20 protein-coding genes and 1 riboswitch are annotated in these 16719 nt (G+C 54.0%); of the genes, 18 read left to right on the top strand and 2 right to left on the bottom strand.

Features of this window, described 5'->3' with window-relative positions; translation table 11 throughout:
* Positions 1-2 precede the first annotated feature (2 nt).
* Positions 3-1631, top strand: a complete 1629-nt coding sequence (locus PRECH8_RS06185) for a response regulator (protein ID WP_200966227.1) — start codon at positions 3-5, stop codon at positions 1629-1631.
* Between the two features lie 84 nt (positions 1632-1715).
* Here PRECH8_RS06185 and PRECH8_RS06180 read toward each other — a convergent pair whose 3' ends face one another.
* Positions 1716-2084, bottom strand: a complete 369-nt coding sequence (locus PRECH8_RS06180; RefSeq protein ID WP_200966226.1) for a c-type cytochrome — start codon at positions 2082-2084, stop codon at positions 1716-1718.
* A gap of 322 nt (positions 2085-2406) precedes the next feature.
* Here PRECH8_RS06180 and PRECH8_RS06175 point away from each other — a divergent pair, with 322 nt between their 5' ends.
* From PRECH8_RS06175 to PRECH8_RS06155, 5 genes are all read left to right on the top strand, one after another.
* Positions 2407-2553 carry a hypothetical protein gene (locus tag PRECH8_RS06175; protein ID WP_200966225.1) on the top strand — a complete coding sequence of 49 codons (147 nt, stop codon included), beginning with the start codon at positions 2407-2409 and terminating at the stop codon, positions 2551-2553.
* 54 nt (positions 2554-2607) lie between these two features.
* A riboswitch (guanidine-I (ykkC/yxkD leader) is annotated at positions 2608-2717 on the top strand.
* An 86-nt stretch (positions 2718-2803) separates the two neighbouring features.
* Positions 2804-3148 carry a DMT family transporter gene (locus tag PRECH8_RS06170; RefSeq protein ID WP_200966310.1) on the top strand — a complete coding sequence of 115 codons (345 nt, stop codon included), beginning with the start codon at positions 2804-2806 and terminating at the stop codon, positions 3146-3148.
* The gene (locus tag PRECH8_RS06165; RefSeq protein WP_276569094.1) at positions 3148-3462 is read left to right on the top strand and encodes a DMT family transporter; all 315 of its coding nucleotides are present in this window, start codon (positions 3148-3150) and stop codon (positions 3460-3462) included. The genes PRECH8_RS06170 and PRECH8_RS06165 overlap by 1 nt, the downstream gene beginning before the upstream one ends.
* Before the next feature lie 93 nt (positions 3463-3555).
* Entirely contained in the window at positions 3556-4752 is a 1197-nt protein-coding gene (gene mutY, locus PRECH8_RS06160; RefSeq protein ID WP_200966224.1) for an A/G-specific adenine glycosylase, read from the top strand.
* Between the two features lie 72 nt (positions 4753-4824).
* Positions 4825-5556 carry a metallophosphoesterase family protein gene (locus PRECH8_RS06155; RefSeq protein ID WP_200966223.1) on the top strand — a complete coding sequence of 244 codons (732 nt, stop codon included), beginning with the start codon at positions 4825-4827 and terminating at the stop codon, positions 5554-5556.
* A 122-nt stretch (positions 5557-5678) separates the two neighbouring features.
* Here the strand turns inward: PRECH8_RS06155 and PRECH8_RS06150 are convergent, their stop codons facing one another.
* Positions 5679-6290 (bottom strand): superoxide dismutase, encoded by a 612-nt coding sequence (locus PRECH8_RS06150; protein WP_200966222.1) that lies wholly within the window; start codon positions 6288-6290, stop codon positions 5679-5681.
* A gap of 616 nt (positions 6291-6906) precedes the next feature.
* On the opposite strand from PRECH8_RS06150, the gene PRECH8_RS06145 reads away from it, so the two are divergent.
* The 12 genes from PRECH8_RS06145 (at position 6907) to PRECH8_RS06090 (ending at position 16718) form a co-directional block, all read left to right on the top strand.
* On the top strand, positions 6907-7269 hold the full coding sequence (locus tag PRECH8_RS06145; protein WP_503826590.1) for a GNAT family N-acetyltransferase: 363 nt from the start codon (positions 6907-6909) through the stop codon (positions 7267-7269).
* Positions 7270-7455: 186 nt separating this feature from the next.
* Complete coding sequence (locus PRECH8_RS06140) at positions 7456-8010, top strand: DUF402 domain-containing protein (protein ID WP_200966220.1); 555 nt, start codon at positions 7456-7458, stop codon at positions 8008-8010.
* Positions 8011-8014: 4 nt separating this feature from the next.
* Entirely contained in the window at positions 8015-8569 is a 555-nt protein-coding gene (gene lepB, locus PRECH8_RS06135; RefSeq protein WP_200966219.1) for a signal peptidase I, read from the top strand.
* Positions 8570-8629: 60 nt separating this feature from the next.
* The gene (gene rnhA, locus PRECH8_RS06130) at positions 8630-9070 is read left to right on the top strand and encodes a ribonuclease HI (protein WP_200966218.1); all 441 of its coding nucleotides are present in this window, start codon (positions 8630-8632) and stop codon (positions 9068-9070) included.
* Positions 9071-9119: 49 nt separating this feature from the next.
* Complete coding sequence (gene queG / locus PRECH8_RS06125) at positions 9120-10289, top strand: tRNA epoxyqueuosine(34) reductase QueG (protein WP_200966217.1); 1170 nt, start codon at positions 9120-9122, stop codon at positions 10287-10289.
* A gap of 71 nt (positions 10290-10360) precedes the next feature.
* Positions 10361-11398 carry an HD-GYP domain-containing protein gene (locus PRECH8_RS06120; RefSeq protein ID WP_200966216.1) on the top strand — a complete coding sequence of 346 codons (1038 nt, stop codon included), beginning with the start codon at positions 10361-10363 and terminating at the stop codon, positions 11396-11398.
* 101 nt (positions 11399-11499) lie between these two features.
* Positions 11500-11709, top strand: a complete 210-nt coding sequence (locus tag PRECH8_RS06115) for a YneF family protein (RefSeq protein WP_200966215.1) — start codon at positions 11500-11502, stop codon at positions 11707-11709.
* Positions 11710-11787: 78 nt separating this feature from the next.
* The gene (gene folE, locus PRECH8_RS06110; RefSeq protein ID WP_200966214.1) at positions 11788-12381 is read left to right on the top strand and encodes a GTP cyclohydrolase I FolE; all 594 of its coding nucleotides are present in this window, start codon (positions 11788-11790) and stop codon (positions 12379-12381) included.
* Between the two features lie 89 nt (positions 12382-12470).
* Positions 12471-13214 carry an IclR family transcriptional regulator gene (locus PRECH8_RS06105; RefSeq protein WP_200966308.1) on the top strand — a complete coding sequence of 248 codons (744 nt, stop codon included), beginning with the start codon at positions 12471-12473 and terminating at the stop codon, positions 13212-13214.
* A 328-nt stretch (positions 13215-13542) separates the two neighbouring features.
* Positions 13543-14547 carry a CgeB family protein gene (locus PRECH8_RS06100; protein WP_200966213.1) on the top strand — a complete coding sequence of 335 codons (1005 nt, stop codon included), beginning with the start codon at positions 13543-13545 and terminating at the stop codon, positions 14545-14547.
* Positions 14548-15660: a DegT/DnrJ/EryC1/StrS family aminotransferase gene (locus tag PRECH8_RS06095; RefSeq protein WP_200966212.1), complete on the top strand. Its 1113-nt coding sequence runs from the start codon at positions 14548-14550 to the stop codon at positions 15658-15660. It begins immediately after the preceding gene.
* On the top strand, positions 15657-16718 hold the full coding sequence (locus tag PRECH8_RS06090) for a Gfo/Idh/MocA family protein (RefSeq protein WP_200966211.1): 1062 nt from the start codon (positions 15657-15659) through the stop codon (positions 16716-16718). Before PRECH8_RS06095 ends, PRECH8_RS06090 begins: the two co-directional genes overlap by 4 nt.
* Position 16719 lies beyond the last annotated feature (1 nt).

The following is a 16719-nucleotide window of genomic DNA, read 5'->3' as shown; positions in this document are numbered from 1 at the left end:
ATATGAGCGAAGCGGTGTGCAAAGTCATCATCGTCGATGATGAACCGATCATCCTGCGCAGTCTGACGAAGGTGATCCCATGGGAAGCGCTGGGGCTTAAACTCGCCGGTTCGGCCAGGAACGGGGAAGCTGCGCTGGAGATCGTGAGTAAGGAGCGGCCGGACATCATCATCAGCGATATCCGCATGCCCTCGATCGACGGGATTACATTAATGCGGACGGTCATGGAGCAAGATCCGGATGTCATGTTCATCATATTGAGCGGTTACGGAGAGTTCGAGTACGCCCGTGAAGCGATTAAGCATGGTGCCTTTAATTATCTTCTGAAGCCCATCGATCACGATGAATTGCAGGAGGTGCTCATCCAAGCGAAGGAGCGCATCGAACAGCGGAGGAAGACGTCGCAGGAACAGGACACACTGCGTCGATCTCTGCGATCCTTGTCTTCACTGGTGCGCGAGCGCATGTTCTACGGTCTGATCGAAGGAAGGGACGGCCTGCCGTATAGTCAGTTTCGTCAGGATTACTGGCTAGACGAGTGGGAGCTGCGTTCGCCCTATTATATGGGGCTTGTCAACCTGGACGATTACGAGGCCGTGATCGCTGGTTGGAGCGCGGAGGAACGGCGCTTGTGGAACTTTGCGGTCAACAATATCCTGAATGAATACCTCATGGCCCGCGGCTGCTTCACGGTATTCCCTTATCATAACGGCGAGTGGATCTACATCATGCAAGGAATCGACGCCGCAGAGATGAAACGGATCGCCGGCGAACTGATCGAGACGATCAAGAAGTGCACCAAGCTCTCGGTGTCCGTGGCGATCAGCCGCCGCTTCGAGCATATCGACAGCCTCCAGGCGAGTTATCAGAGCTGCCGCGAAGCCTTGTACCGCCGCTTCACTTACGGCAAGGAGAAGGTGTACATGGACGGTGAAAGACAGGAGGATGGAGCGGCTTTGGCACAGGGAGAGGAAGTGCCCGTCCATTACCCGCTGCAGCTGGAGAAGGAGCTCTCAGATGCCCTGAGAACGCTGGATTGGCCGCGGGTGGACCGGGGACTAGCGGCACTGGAGAGGGATCTGAGCAGCGCTTCTGCGCCTAAGCAGACTGTGCTTCATATCTTGATCCAGCTGGTCGTCATGCTTCACCGCCAATTGGATGCTTACCATCAGATGCAGCATGGGCAGCTGGAGCCGCTGCTCAGCCGTTTGACCTCCTTGGTGACCTTGGAAGAGATGATCGCAGAGATTCGGGAGCAGTTCCGCCGATGGATTCAGCAAGCGACGGAACAGGATCAGCGCGTGGATGCGCAGGCGATCGTGCGAAAGGTGCTCGACTATGTAGAGCAGCATTATGACCATGATCTGGGGATCGATGAGGTGGCGGAGCTGGTGGGGCTGAGCTGCAGTCATTTCTGTGTGCTGTTCAAGCAAGTGATGGGCTGCACGTTCTTGGAATATCTCACCAAGTACAGGATCGACAAGGCTTGCTCTATCCTGCGCAACTCGGAGATCAAGGTCTTCCAGATCGCGCCCCTCGTCGGCTATCAGGATCCGAGGTATTTTACCCAGGTATTCAAAAAGGTCGTCGGCAAGACGCCGTCGGAATACCGCATGGCGCAGTCATCTTAATGCGTCTGAAAAAGACCGCCGCACATGGGACTCCCACAGCAACCGGAGTGCTCCATGGCGGCGGTCTAGTTGTCGAGATGAGGGCTACTTCATCTCAGCCAGCCAGTCGGCGAGCTCTTGGATCTCTTCTTCGCTTAATTGTTTGCTGAAAGCCGGCATTCGCGTGTTCGGCTTGCCGTTGGCGATGATGTCGGCGATCTCGTCACGGCTTAGTCTGGAACCGACTTTCTGAAGATTGCTGTTCGGACCGACATTGCCTCTGAGATCTGCGGCATGGCAGCCGATGCAGGAATTGCGGTATGCTGCGGGGGCTTCCGAGACGGCGTTGACGCTTCCGTCCTGGTTGTTGCCGGTATTCGGGCGTGCCGCACCCCCGTCTCCGCAGGCCGCTGTGAAGATCAAGGAAGAAATGGCGAGAAGAGCGATGACAGCGCGTTTCTTCGATATAGACATCCGTTTATCCGTCCTTTCTATGTGATCTTAGGATTAACATCTTGTGTATGAAGTATGGATGTTATTGTGTAATTTTACTATGGAATATCCTGCCTTTTTCGTACTGCTGCATGTATAGGTAATGGATCGCTTGGCATGAGGTTATCTGCCCTCATTGTATGCTAATTGCGAATCATTTCCAAAGGGTTTAGGCGATTGTTCACAAAAATGTTCAAATCATCACCAAGCTAAGTTGACATATATTATAGCAAGTCGTTCGTATAAGGGTGCAGCAGCTTTCCGATACTGTTCCTATAAGCGGTATAGGGAGGTTAATGAAGAGATGCAGGAAGGCAGACGGCAGGAAGAATATGACGAATTGCATGAAGATCCCCTGCGAATCGCCCGCGGGATCGCCTGGGGGATCGCGATCGGAGGAGCGATGTGGGCGGCGGTGATCGGGTTGTTCGTCATGTGGGTGATGAAGTGAACTTGGACATCTGCCCAATGTTGGAGTATAATGGGATACATCAATCACATACATCATTAAGTTCTCTAGGGTTCCGCTGTGAGCCGCAGGACTGGACCGAGAGAGAACGCGCTGAGGTTTGGATGAAAGCCTTGGCGGCACGGAGGGACAAAAGCCCGGGAGATTCTTTGGTATCTGCCAAGTTTCTCGGGCTTTTTTGTATGGGATGATGAGGTTAACTGCGATAAGGAGAGAGAAGAGCATGTCCAAGATGACGAAGGAATGGCTGAAGATCATCATCGCAGCGGCCTTCGAGGTCGTCTGGGTGATCGGCTTGAAACATGCGGATGATGTGCTGAGCTGGATCGTGACGATCATCGCCATCGTGATCAGTTTCTATGCGTTGATCGCAGCGGGCAAATATCTGCCGGTAGGCACGGTGTACGCGGTATTCGTCGGGCTGGGCACAGCAGGCACGGTGCTGTCGGAGATCCTGTTCTTCGATGAACCGGTGGATATCGTCAAGCTTCTCCTGATCGGCACGCTGCTCATCGGCGTGATCGGTCTTAAGCTCGTCACCTCCAATGAGGAGAAGAAGCAGGAGGTTGAGGGCTGATGGCATGGATCTGGCTGGTGCTCGCCGGCTTGTTCGAGATGACAGGCGTGATCATGATCAACCAGCTGCACCGCCGCCGCGATATCTGGTCGGCGCTGGGATTGGCAGCGGGCTTCGGTCTCAGCTTCGTATGCTTAGCGCTGGCGATGCGGACGCTGCCGATGGGAACGGCCTATGCGGTCTGGACCGGGATCGGCGCATCGGGCGGAGCGATCGTGGGAATCCTCTGGTTCAAGGAATCGGCGGATTGGCGAAGAATCTTGTTCATCATCATCATCCTTGTTTCGACGGTCGGGTTAAAGTTGGTCTCATAATCGTTTATGATAAAATAAAGAAATGGAACAGGAGGCAACGTATCTGGTAAAGGAAATGGATCATCGCGCTTGAATTGGAGTTGTATAGATCATATGGATGCGTTCAAGAAACAGTGGTTCGCTGAGCAGCTGGTACGCTGGTACCGGGCGAACCAGCGGGATCTGCCGTGGCGCAGAACGAAGGACCCCTATCATATATGGGTGTCAGAGATCATGCTGCAGCAGACAAGGGTGGATACGGTGATCCCATATTATCAGCGATTCTTAGAGAAGTTCCCATCGATCGCTGCTTTGGCTGAAGCACCGGAAGCGGAACTGCTGAAGGCTTGGGAAGGCCTCGGCTACTATTCCCGCGTACGCAATATGCAGATCGCTGCACGAACGATACAGGAAGCGTACGGCGGCAAGATGCCGAAGACCCGGGAAGAGATCAGCAAGCTGCGCGGCATCGGACCGTATACCGCAGGGGCGATCCTCAGCATCGCCTTCGGGCTGCCCGAACCAGCGGTGGACGGCAATGTGCTCCGCGTCATGTCGCGATTCTTCCTTCTATATGACGATATCGCGAAGGCATCGACGCGGGTCAAGGTGGAGCAGATGCTGTACGGGATCATCCCCGAGGATGCAGCGGGGGAGTTCAATCAAGGGATGATGGATCTCGGGGCGACCATCTGCACGCCGCGTTCGCCGAATTGCACGGCTTGTCCCATCGCTGGACACTGCGCAGCGAACTTGGCCGGCGCCGCCGAGGAATTGCCGGTGAAGAGCAAGGCGAAGAAGCCGCGTCCGGAGGAAAGAGCGGTTTATATCATCGAGGGAACCGGTAAGCGGCAAGGCAAGATCATGCTGCGCAGGCGCCCTTCGGAGGGGCTGCTCGCCCGCATGTGGGAACTGCCCCATGAACTGCTTCCCTTCGAAGCCCAGGAACAGTTCGGCCTGTCGGAGCGATTCTATATGGAGGCGGAGCATATCTTCAGCCATATTCGCTGGAAGCTGAGGGTTTATGTCTGCGGTGAGGATGAGATCGAGGAACTGCTCGGCAAACCTTTGGAACAGCTGCCCGGCGGAGAGCAGGATGACAGGAGTCAGCAAGCAGGGACGGCGGCTGCGGCAGAAGCAGGGGCTGCAGCGGAAGCTGCGGCTGCCTATGATGCCGATCCATCGGATGGCAGCCCGGCCGACGAGGAGGCGTCCGTCATCTGGGTGTCGCGGGAGACGTGGCGGGAGGCGGCGCTGCCGAATGTGTTTATCCGTATATTGGAGCGATATTATTCCGAGCGGGGAGAGTAAGTGACAGCATGTCCTTCTATACCTGCTGCAGGATCATGGCGACTAACGTAATAGATAAAGGAGTGAGAGCAGATGCGCGTGGCATTAATCGCAGACATCCACGGCAACTATCCGGCGCTGCAAGCCGTGCTGCGTGATATTGAGGAGCAGCAAGCCGATCGCATCATCGTGCTGGGGGATCTGGTCTTCAAAGGACCGCAGCCGGAGAAGTGCGTGGAGGCGATTCGCAAGCTGAACACGACGGTGATCAGGGGCAATATCGATGAATTGGTCGGAAGCGGTCAGATCCAGCCGGGCTTCGCCAAGTCTTCGCAGCATGAAGCCGCGATCCTGGAAGAGATGGCTTGGACGAGGGCGCGGCTTACGGAAGAGCAGCTTACGTATCTGGCTGAGCTGCCATTCATGCATGAACAGCAGCTGACTTCGGAGCTAAAGCTGCGCTGTGTCCATGCGAATCCGCAGAACATCCTGGACAATATCCTGCCGGATGCATCTGAGGAAGAGATGGCTCGCATGTTCGCGGACACCGATGCCCAGATCACGGTGTACGCCCATATTCATCAGCCGTATATCCGCCATCTGTCCGGCAAAGTGCTGGTGAACACGGGGAGCGTGGGGCTTCCCTTCGACGGCAATCCCCGCAGTTCCTATGCGCTGATCGAAGCCGCCGGCCGGGATTACAGCATCACGCTGCGCCGCGTAAGTTATGATGTCGAGGAGACGGTGCGCGCTTATGAGGGAAGCGGGCATCCCTTCGCGGACTCCGTGATCGCTGCTCTGAGGAGCGGTACTGCACCGAAGTAACGATCCAAGTCAAGGCACCCCGGCAGCAGCCATAGGTTAAACCGAATAGAGGACCCCACAAAAACATGGCTTCCACGAACCCCTAAGGGTCGTGAGAAGCCATGTTTTGTGATCAGCGCAGATTACTTCTTCGCTTCGTCATATCTTCTCTGAACTTCTGCCCAGTTCACCACATTCCAGAATGCAGCGATGTAATCCGGGCGCTTGTTCTGATATTTCAGGTAATAAGCGTGCTCCCAAACGTCAAGACCGAGCAGCGGCACCTTGCCTTCCATCAGCGGGCTGTCTTGGTTCGGCGTGCTGTGAACAACGAGCTTGCCGTTGTCCAGGCTCAGCCATGCCCAACCGCTTCCGAAGCGGCCTGCTGCAGCAGCGGAGAACTCTTCCTTGAACTTCTCGAAGCTGCCGAATTCGGCGTTGATCGCTTCAGCCAGGCTGCCAGTCGGCTCGCCGCCGGCGTTTGGACCGATGACCGTCCAGAACAGGGAGTGGTTAGCATGGCCGCCGCCGTTGTTGCGCACCGCTGTACGGATCGACTCCGGTACGGCATTGAGATCGCTGATCAGTTCTTCAACGGACTTGCTTTGCAGTTCAGGATGACCTTCCAGTGCTTTGTTCAAGTTGGTCACATACGTGTTATGATGGCGATCATGGTGAATCATCATCGTCATCTCATCGATATAAGGCTCAAGAGCATTGTTCGGATACGGCAGTGGTGGCAGTTGATGTGCCATTGTATACAACCTCCTATACGATATGTAGGTTTTTCTAAATGTATTATCGCCTACTTATGATAATAAATCAATACTTATGTTTCAAAAGTATCGACAAATCTCGGGCAATCCTTCGACAAATGATAGGCTCTCCAACTCATGCGTTCCATATTCTTCATAATTTCTTTATATTGTTCTTCCTTTTTCATCCTCAACCTTTCATCCTGTTCAAAAAAAGACAAGAAAGCGCTTAAAATAAAGCGTTTTCACAATGGAATTAATGATTTTTTAATTATTTTTGATTCTGGGGAAGGACAATGTCGGCTAATGTCGTATAATATTAAAAGCAATTAGCGATTCGCACGTTAGGAAACATATGTCACAGACCATCCGCCAATGATTCCGTAACATGTCAGAAGCAAGGTTAGAGCTTATACACCTTCACAGTACTCATCCTGTCACGAAGATTTACCACCAGTTCCAGACCGCAGCTATGCAAAACACAAGCGACTAACCGCATGCATCATAGGTTCGATCACGTATGGGATACCCGATTTAGAAGGAGAGGCTTAATGAGATGATCATTCGCTCTTTTCGACTTTCAGATCATGCTTGCGTCAATCGTTTGTTGTCGGAAGTGCTGACAGCGGACTGCTACGAGGAGACGATCGATGCGCTGGCGAATCAGCTTTCGCTGGACAGCGGCTTAATCTTAGTAGCTGAGGTTGATCAGCAAGTTGTCGGTGTGATTATCGGCACGGTGGACGATAACAAAGGATATTACTACCGCCTGGCGATCGATGTCAGCCATCGCAACCGCGGCATCGGCCGCACGTTGATCCGCCATCTGGACAAGCGATTCCAGAACCGCAAGGTGAACAAAATCATGATCGCTTTGGACAGGCACAATGAGCATCTTCGCTCCTTTTATGAGTCGCTTGGTTATCAGGCGAAGGATTTCATGTCAGGAATCGCTTCGCTGCGTATCGTAAACGGCTGATAGACGGATTACTTGCCCCGGTAAGGGGCTTTTTTTTATATGGTTTTTACTGGCGGGTATTCTTTAAACATTGTGTTGCTTTTCTGAAATAATTATGATTACCTTATTATTAAAGTGCAAAAAGTGCAAGTTCAAGCAAGCTCAATCTAGAAGCGCTGAGCTCCATATGTAAAGGAAGCGATCGGGATGAAGCCGGATTATGAGCGTTACGTAATCAAGAGCTTTAAGCATAACGGGCACATCCATCGCACCTGGTATGAGAACTGGTTAGTGCCGCAGCAATTGCTGCTGCCGGAACATGCGGCGGAGCAGATGCTCATCTTGATCAATGAACAGACGTTAATCTCAGAAGCCGATGGCAGCCAATGGACGAGTAAAGTTCCTGGCGTTTCTTTTTTCATACCGGGTGAATGGTATAACATCGTGGCTTTGCTTGAAGAAGAAGGCGTGCGATTCTATTGCAATGTAGCCTCGCCGCCGTATCAAGATGCTACTCACCATACGATCACGTATATCGACTATGACCTCGATGTGATTAGAACGGCCGACGGTGAGATTGTGGTCGTCGATGAGGATGAATATGCAGAACACCGCAGATTGTACCATTACTCATCTCTTGTGGAACATAAAGTCGGACAAGGACTGAAGAAGCTCCTGCAGCGCGTGCAAGAAGCAAGGACGCCCTTCGAGGAGCATACAGCCTATCATTATTATGAAGAATGGAAATCCATGAACGGGTGATCGGATGAATCAAAGTGCATCGCAAGGCACATCGCAAGCCGTGCGGGAATTGCTCGATTGGCTGAAGGCGCTGGTTGTCGCTGTGGTCATCGTATTCCTGCTGAATCAATTTGTTTTTCATCTGTCGAAAGTAGAAGGTCATTCCATGGATCCAACGCTTTCGGATGGGGAATGGCTTTTTGTCAATAAATTGGTCTATCTGATTCGCGAACCGCAGGTGGGGGATATCGTCATTCTGGAGAATCCGTTGGGCGGCCGGGAGAAATACCTCGTCAAACGCATCGTCGGCGTTCCCGGGGACACCCTGGAGATCGTTGACGGCGTGCTTTATCGGAACGGGGAAGCGGTGGACGAGCCTTACACCAGCTCGAAGATCGAAGATGGGGATTGGGGTCCGGGCGTTGTGCCTGAAGGATCGTATTTTGTCCTGGGGGATAACCGCCGCCGCGGCGAAAGCAATGACAGCCGTAATCCGCTGATCAACTGGATTCCTAAGGGTATGATCAAAGGCAAGGCGGACTTCATCCTGTGGCCGGTGTCGAAGATCGGCGATATTTAAGATGTTCATTCATTTATAAATTTAAGCACATCGGAAACAAAACGGTAAGGAGCAGTGATCTTGAAAGAGGTTGTGATCTATACGGACGGTGCTTGCTCAGGGAACCCCGGCCCCGGAGGCTGGGCAGCTGTGCTGATGTATAAAGGGCATATCAAAGAAATCTCCGGTGCGGAACCCGAGACAACGAACAACCGCATGGAGCTTACCGCTGTCATTCGAGCGCTGGAGATGCTGAAGGAGCCTTGCAAGGTTCAGTGTTACAGCGATTCAGCATATCTGGTGAACTGCTTCCGTGAGAGGTGGTACATCGGATGGCAGCAGAACGGCTGGAAGAACAGCAAGGGCAAACCCGTTGAGAACCAGGATTTGTGGATCAGGCTGTTGGAGCTGATGGACATCCACGAGGTCACTTATATCAAGGTGAAGGGTCACAGCGACAATGAATGGAATAACCGCTGTGATGCGTTGGCGAGAGAGGCGATTCAGTCACTGAACAACTAAGGCATCACACCGTACGATCAAAACTCACAATAGAAAGGGGGATCTGCTTATGGCCCCTGCAGAAACAGCGAATAAGGCCAAACCAGCAGCTTGGCAGCAGCTTAAAGATGAGATCAAACAGGCGGCGAAGTCTTTAGGCATAGATAAGATCGGATTCACGACAGCAGATCCCTTCTTTGAGCTCAAGGAGCGGTTGATCGAGCGCCGCCGCAAGGGGTATGAGTCTGGATTTGAAGAACCGGATATCGAGAAGCGGGTATATCCGTCGCTTAATATGAGCGAGGCGCGTTCGATCATCTCGATCGCCGTGGCTTACCCAGCTAAGATGTCCAACCCGCCGCGTTCGGAGCCGGGCGCATACCGCGGCATCCTGGCCCGCTCGGCATGGGGGAAGGATTATCATCATGTGCTGCGCGAGCGGCTGAAGCGGCTCGAGGAATGGATCGCTGAGCGCGTTCCTGATGCGCGCTTTATGAGCATGGTCGATACCGGAGCCCTGGTCGATCGGGCGGTTGCAGAGCGGGCGGGGATCGGCTGGTCGGGGAAGAACTGTGCGATCATCACCCCGGAGTACGGCTCCTGGGTCTATCTCGGTGAAATGATCACGAATATTCCCTTCCCGCCGGATGAGCCGATCACCGAGGGGTGCGGCGATTGTACGATCTGCATCGATGCATGTCCGACCGGTGCATTGGTTGGACCGGGGCAGCTGAATGCCCAGCGCTGCATCTCCTTCCTTACACAGACCAAGGATCTGCTGCCGGATGAATTCAAGAAGAAGATCGGCAACCGTCTCTATGGATGCGATACTTGTCAGGTCGTCTGTCCGAAGAATCGCAAGATCAACTCTACCCATCATCCCGAATTGCAGCCGGACCCGGAATTGGTCAAGCCGCTGCTCAAACCGCTGCTTACGATATCCAACCGGGAATACAAAGCCAGATACGGGGACAACGCTTCATCATGGCGGGGCAAGAAGCCAATCCAGCGCAACGCCATCATCGCTTTGGGCAACTTCAAAGATCATACGGCGATACCTCTCCTAGCCGAACTCATCATCCGCGATCCGCGCCCCGTAATCCGGGCGACGGCGGCTTGGGCTCTTAGTCGGATCGGCGGCGAAGAAGCTGAACGGGCACTGCATAAGGCCAGGGAAGTCGAACAAGACCCGGAGGTCTTGACCGAACTGGAGCGGCTGTGCGGTGAAGCGGAAGAGTAAGAATTGCTTGAAACTGGCTGGAAAAATCAATAATATGGATTAAGGTGGGCCGCTAAGGAGGCACTAACAACATGAGATACGTCGATGTTAACTCGCTGGAACCCGGCCAGATCTTAGGCCGCAGCATCTTCTCCAACAATGGGACGGTGCTCTTGGCCGAGGACGTCCAGTTAACGGTCTATATGATTAACACGCTCAAACGAGTGGGCGTGACGATGGTCTACATCAAGGACCCGTTGTATGATGATGTCGAATTGGAACAGGTTGTCTCCGATGAGACGAAGCGGGCCGTGATCAACAAGATGATCGAGACCTTCGAAGCGATCAAGTCCGGCAAGGAGTTTCATACGAAGAGTCTCAGCACAACGATCGATCGATTGCTGGAAGAGTTGTTCTTGAACAAGGAGATCCTCGTCCAGCTGACGGATATTCGCACCCATGACAACCAGCAGTTCATCCACGCCTTGAATGTCTGTGTCATGGCCGTGTTGATCGGTATGAATCTGGGCTATCAACCTCAGCAGCTTAAGGAACTGGCTATGGGAGCCCTGCTGCATGATGTGGGGAAAGTGGGTCTGCCCATCGATGTACGGGAGGATCCGGAGAGCAGGGAGCATCATACTTGGCGGGGCTTTGAGTTCATCAAGAACAAGCACGAATTCAGCTTGATGTCTGCGCATATCGCTCTGCAGCATCATGAGCATGTGGATGGGACCGGGATCCCGAGACAACTGACGGGGGACCAGATCCACCCCTATGCTAAGATCGTCTCCGTAGCGAATGTGTTCGATAATCTCACGGCGGGCGATTCGAGCAACAAGCCGGTGATGCCGCATGAAGCCTGTGAACGGTTGATGGCGATGGCAGGCAATGTGCTGGACTACGAGTGTGTGGTGGAATTCTTAAAGGTGGTATCCGTCTATCCAACGGGGATCACTGTGCAGCTTTCGACCAAGGAGATCGGTGTGATCGTCGGTCAACACCGGGGTTTGCCCAGCCGGCCGATCGTTCGGGTGATCGAAGCGGATAAGACCGCAGACCATATCGAGGTCAAAGAAATCGACCTGGCCAAACATCCGACGATCTTCATCGAGCGGGTATTGACTTAAGGAAGATGAGAGATTAATTGGCTTTATTAAACGGCTTTTTTATAGATGAGAGGAAACTCTGATACGTTATACTAGATGATCAGTAAAGGTGGAATGGAATAATGTGGGATGTCATCCTCCCGATCCTTACGGGATTAGCAGGGATCTTAATCGGGTTCTTCATCGGGGTGTTCTACCTGCGCAAGCAGCTGGAACGCATGCAGTCCGATCCGAAGATGATTCAAGAGATGGCCAGGAAGATGGGCTACAAAGTCAACAAACAGCAGCTGAACCAAGTTCAGAACATGCTCAAAAAACAAAAATTCAAGTGATTCATACAGCGTTCTAACATTCTTAAGTTGCTGCAGGAGATCAGTCTGTGTTGAGTCCGTCAGAGAGGAGTAACCAAGATGTCTGATTCTTTGAAAGTATATCGTAATCATCTGGTTGATCAGAACAGACAGGAGATCGAGGAGCATATCCGGGCAATCTTGCGCTTAATCGGCGAAGATGTCGACCGCGAAGGGCTGCAGGATACACCGGCCCGCGTAGCCCGCATGTATGAGGAGATCTTCGCCGGCTACAGCTTGGATCCGCGGGAGGTGCTGGGCGTCACCTTCGATGAACAGCATGAAGAGATGGTCATCGTGAAGGATATCACCTTCTACAGCCAATGTGAACACCACATGGCGCCCTTCTTCGGGAAGATCCACATCGGCTATATCCCCAGCGGGAAGATCGCCGGCCTCAGTAAGTTCGCCCGTCTGGCCGAAGCTGTGACGCGCAAACTGCAGGTGCAGGAACGCATCACTTCCGAGATCGCGGATATCTTGATGGAAGTGTTAGAACCGCACGGCGTGATGGTCGTCGTCGAAGCGGAGCATATGTGCATGTGTGCCCGCGGCGTCCGCAAGCCGGGCAGTATGACGGTCACTTCAGCCGTACGCGGCATCTTCCGCACCGATGCGGCATCCCGCTCGGAATTCCTGTCTCTGTTGAAGTAGAATCATAGACAGGGATTCGCGGATGCGCTGGCTTTAGTTCGATACATGAACATCTATCATTGATGACAGTTCCTAAGGAGGCGATGGCGGTGGAGGAGCAGAAGCTGACGGTGCGTGCCGTAGAGCGAGCAATGGATATCTTGCTGTGCTTTACTGAGAAGCGGGAGCTGGGTCTTTCGGAGATCTCTGCGAAGGTCGGTCTGCATAAGAGCACCGTTCATCGCCTCCTGGCTTCTCTTGAGGGCAAGGGCTTCATCGTGCGCGACTCACATACAGACAAGTATCGGCTGGGCATTCGGATCTGGGAGCTGGCGGCAAGCCTGGACCAAACGGACAACCCAGCTGTTCTGTTTCTGCCGGAGATGGAGAGACTGCGCGATGCGATCGGAGAGACGGTTTCCTTGTACATCCGCGACGGCATAGAGAGGATACGCATCCAAGCGGTGCAGAGCCGGCAAGCGATCCGCCGGGTCGCAGAAGTCGGCGCCAGGCTGCCCCTGTATGTCGGTGCTTCCAGCAAGGTGCTGCTGGCCTTCGCCGACGAAGATGTTCGCGACAGGGTGCTGAATGATCCCAGCTGGCCGGATTCGGTGGAACGACAAGCCTATCTGGCGCAGCTGGAGGACATTCGCAAGCTCGGTTATGCGACGAGCATCGAAGAACGCGAACTCGGTGCGGCTGCGGTGGCTGCGCCGATCTTCAATCGTTCAGGGCAGCTGGCGGCAGCGCTGTCCATATCCGGTCCTTCGAACCGGTTCACGCTGCAGAAGATGCAGGAGATCGCACCTAAGGTGATCGAATCCGCGCAAGTGATGGGCAAGCTGCTTCGATAGGACCCCATGGGTTCTGAGGGGCCCGCTCAGCATGCAGCAGTCATACATTTTCATACATACGATCAACGAAACGCCGAGGCTGATGGTAAGAAGCCCGGCGTTTTTTTTTGTTGGCTGCATGGATGCCGCTGAACGATCGGTGAGTTCGCCGTGTATGGACGAGGGACCGACCGCCGGAGCCTCAAGCAAAATGGGCAGGACAGGATAGCCGTTTATGCCGCATAAGCCGTTTCCATCTTCATCCACGCCACATATTCTCTAGAGAATGCTCATCAAGCGCAGTGAAACGGGTAAGCGCAGTGAGACGGGTGACAAGGAGGTGTTTGCTATGGAGCCTTATAAGATTCTGTTCATCACCGAGTTGTCGAACTATACCCAGAGTCTGGGGGATGCTTTGAAGCAGCAAGGGCATGCCGTATATTGCCTCCCGTCTTGGGAAGATGGAGAGATTGCGGCAGCTGCAGAACGGATCAAACCGGATCTGTTAATCACTGTTGGCTGCCGGGAGGAGGGTCCCTCGGCGATGCCCGTCCGGCTGCGGGAACTATGCGACCGGCTTCACATGATCCACTTATATTGGGCAACGGAGGATAAGATTCACTATGACCGCATCTCCCTGCCCGTGGTGCAGAGATTGAAGCCCGATCTGATTTTGACACTGCATCCGGATTGCATTCCCATGTATCAACGGCACGGATTCTCCGCGATTCATTTTAACTTCGCACTTAATCCCCGCTTATTTCCGCCTAAGACCGATCTTTCCCGAGAGATCTATGATCTATCCTTCGTCGGTACCACACATCTCGAAGTAAGGACTTACCGATATACGAGCTTGAAACATCTGCTGTTTCCGCTGGTTAAGGCCGGGATTCGCACGGAAGTGTGGGGACGGAACTGGCAGAAGGTTCGGCAGCAGCTGCAGGAGGAGTTCGGCTTGGTGTTGCCTCCGGAATGGGATCATGGATTCCTGCCCTTCGAACGCACGGCGGAAGTTTATCATCAGAGCAGGATCATGCTGGGCGTGCAAAATGCAGAGGATCAGGTGACGCAGCGCACCTTCGAGATCTTGGGCACAGGAGCGTTTATGATCGCCAGCCGGACGCCGGAACTCATGCGTTTGTTCCGGGAGGGAGAGGAGATCGTCCTCTCGTCTTCTCCTGAGGAGACGCTGGAGCTGGTGGAGTATTACCTGCGTCACCCGGAGGAGCGGCTGAGGATTGGGATGAAGGCAAGAGCGGCGGTTATGCGGGAACATACCTTTGAGCATCGTTTAACCATGCTTTGGCCTCATGTCCGGAAACGGATGCGAATGATGAAAAGGAGCGTTATATGAATGATTGAATTGGTACATCTGCAGAGGCAATTTCAGTCGATCAAGGATGAGATCATCCCGCAGATCGAAGCGGTGATTGACTCCGGTCATTATATCTTAGGTCCTAATGTGCGTTTATTGGAAGCTGAAGCGGCCATCTATCTCGGTGTCAAACATGCCGTCGGCGTGGCGAATGGAACGGATGCCTTGGTGCTTACACTTGATGCCTGCGGGATCGGGCCGGGGGATGAGGTGATCACGACGCCCTTTACATTCTTCGCCAGTGCTGAAGCGATCTCGCGGGTAGGGGCGGTGCCCGTCTTCGTTGATATCGATGAGCAGACGTACAACCTCGATGTCGAACGGCTCGAGGAGGCGATCACGGAGCGCACCAAGGCGATCATCCCCGTCCATCTGTTCGGTCAGCCCGCAGATATGAAAGAAATCATGGATATAGCAAAGCGGCACGGCCTATTGGTCATCGAGGATGCCTGTCAGGCCTTCGGGGCGGAGTATCACGGGATGCGGGCGGGCAGCATCGGGCATGCCGCATGTTTCTCCTTCTTCCCCACGAAGAACCTAGGAACGGTCGGCGACGGCGGGCTGATCACGACCAACGATGACCAGCTCGCGGAGCGGATCCGGCAGTTAAGGCATCATGGCAGCAAGAAGAAGTACTATCATGAACGGATCGGTTATAACAGCCGTTTGGATGAACTGCATGCGGCGATCCTGCGCGTCTGCCTCCGCAAGCTCGACGGATGGAACGCTGAGCGCCGCCGATTAGCGGCGCGATATAACGAGCGGTTAAGCGGGCATTCGCATCTTCATCTCCCGCAGGAGGCGAAGGGCAGGAAGCATATCTACCATCTCTATTGTCTGGAATCGGCGAAGCGCGATGAGATGCTAAGGGTGCTGCAGCAAGCAGGGGTGCAGAGCGCGGTCTATTATCCGCTGCCGCTGCATCTGCAAGAGGCTTATCGCCATCTGGGATCCCAATGGGGGGACTATCCGGTTGCTGAGCAGAAGTCTCAGCGACTGTTTGCGGTGCCGCTCAGTCCTTTCCTTAAGGAAGAGGAACAGGACGTTGTGATCCGTGTGCTGCGGGAAGCGGAAGGAGGTCCGGAGCATTGATTCGCTTCGGCTTGATCGGCTGCGGCCGCATCGCTGACCGGCATATCGCTTCCCTGGCGGCATGCCGCGGAGCGGAGCTCGCGGCCCTGTGCGATATCCGCGAAGAGCGGATGCGCGAGGCTGAGCAGGCCTATCGCATGCGCGGAGGGGTCAGCAAAGGGATCTCGCAGCACCTTGATGTCGATCATCTGCTGCAGGATGATCGGATCGATGCCATAGTGATCTGCACCCACTCCGCTTTGCATGCAGAATTGGCCCTGCGTGCCTTGCAAGCAGGCAAACATGTGATCCTCGAGAAGCCGATGACGCTCAGCTTGGCGGATGCGAAGCACATCATTCAACTTGCGGAGGAGAAGGCGTTAAAGGTACAGATCTGCCACCAGCTGCGCTATCGGCCGCTGATGCGCCGGGTCAAAGACCTGATCGAGCAAGGGGCGCTTGGCCGGGTATACATGGGAACGGCGACGATCCGTTTGCAGCGTTCCAAGCGCTATTATGAAGAAGCGCATTGGCGCGGAACTTGGGAACAGGACGGCGGCATGCTGCTGAATCAAGGCATCCATCTGATCGATCTGCTCCAATGGTTCCTTGGTGATGCGGTTCATGTCTACGGCAAGATGGCGCGGACATCGATGCCCAAAGAGACGGAGGACATCGCCGCCGGCATCATCCAGTTCGCTGGCGGGGGGATCGGGATCATCGAGGCCAATACGATCTCGAAGCCCGGCAACTTCGACAATGCCGTCACCTTGTTCGCCGAACGGGGAACAATCAGCATCGGCGGCATTAAGATGAATGAGATCAGACGCTGGTACATCGAAGACGGCGCCCAGCCGCCGGATGAAGATGAACTTAAGATAGATGAACATCAGTTGATGTATGAGTCCTATGTGCGGGCGCTGGAAGGAGATGCGGATCAGATGCTCATCGATGCAGGGGATGGCAGCAAGGCGCTGGAGATGATCTTCGCCCTGTATGAATCCGTCCGGCAGGGGCGGGAGATTTCACTGCCGCTTAGGAATTTTGCGACGACGATGATGACGGAATGGGAGGGTTAAT

It is taken from the genome of Insulibacter thermoxylanivorax, from assembly GCF_015472005.1.
Taxonomy (GTDB): Bacteria; Bacillota; Bacilli; order Paenibacillales; family DA-C8; genus Insulibacter; species Insulibacter thermoxylanivorax.
Note: the sequence above shows the minus strand (reverse complement) of the source record. Positions and strands in the feature narration are given on the sequence as shown.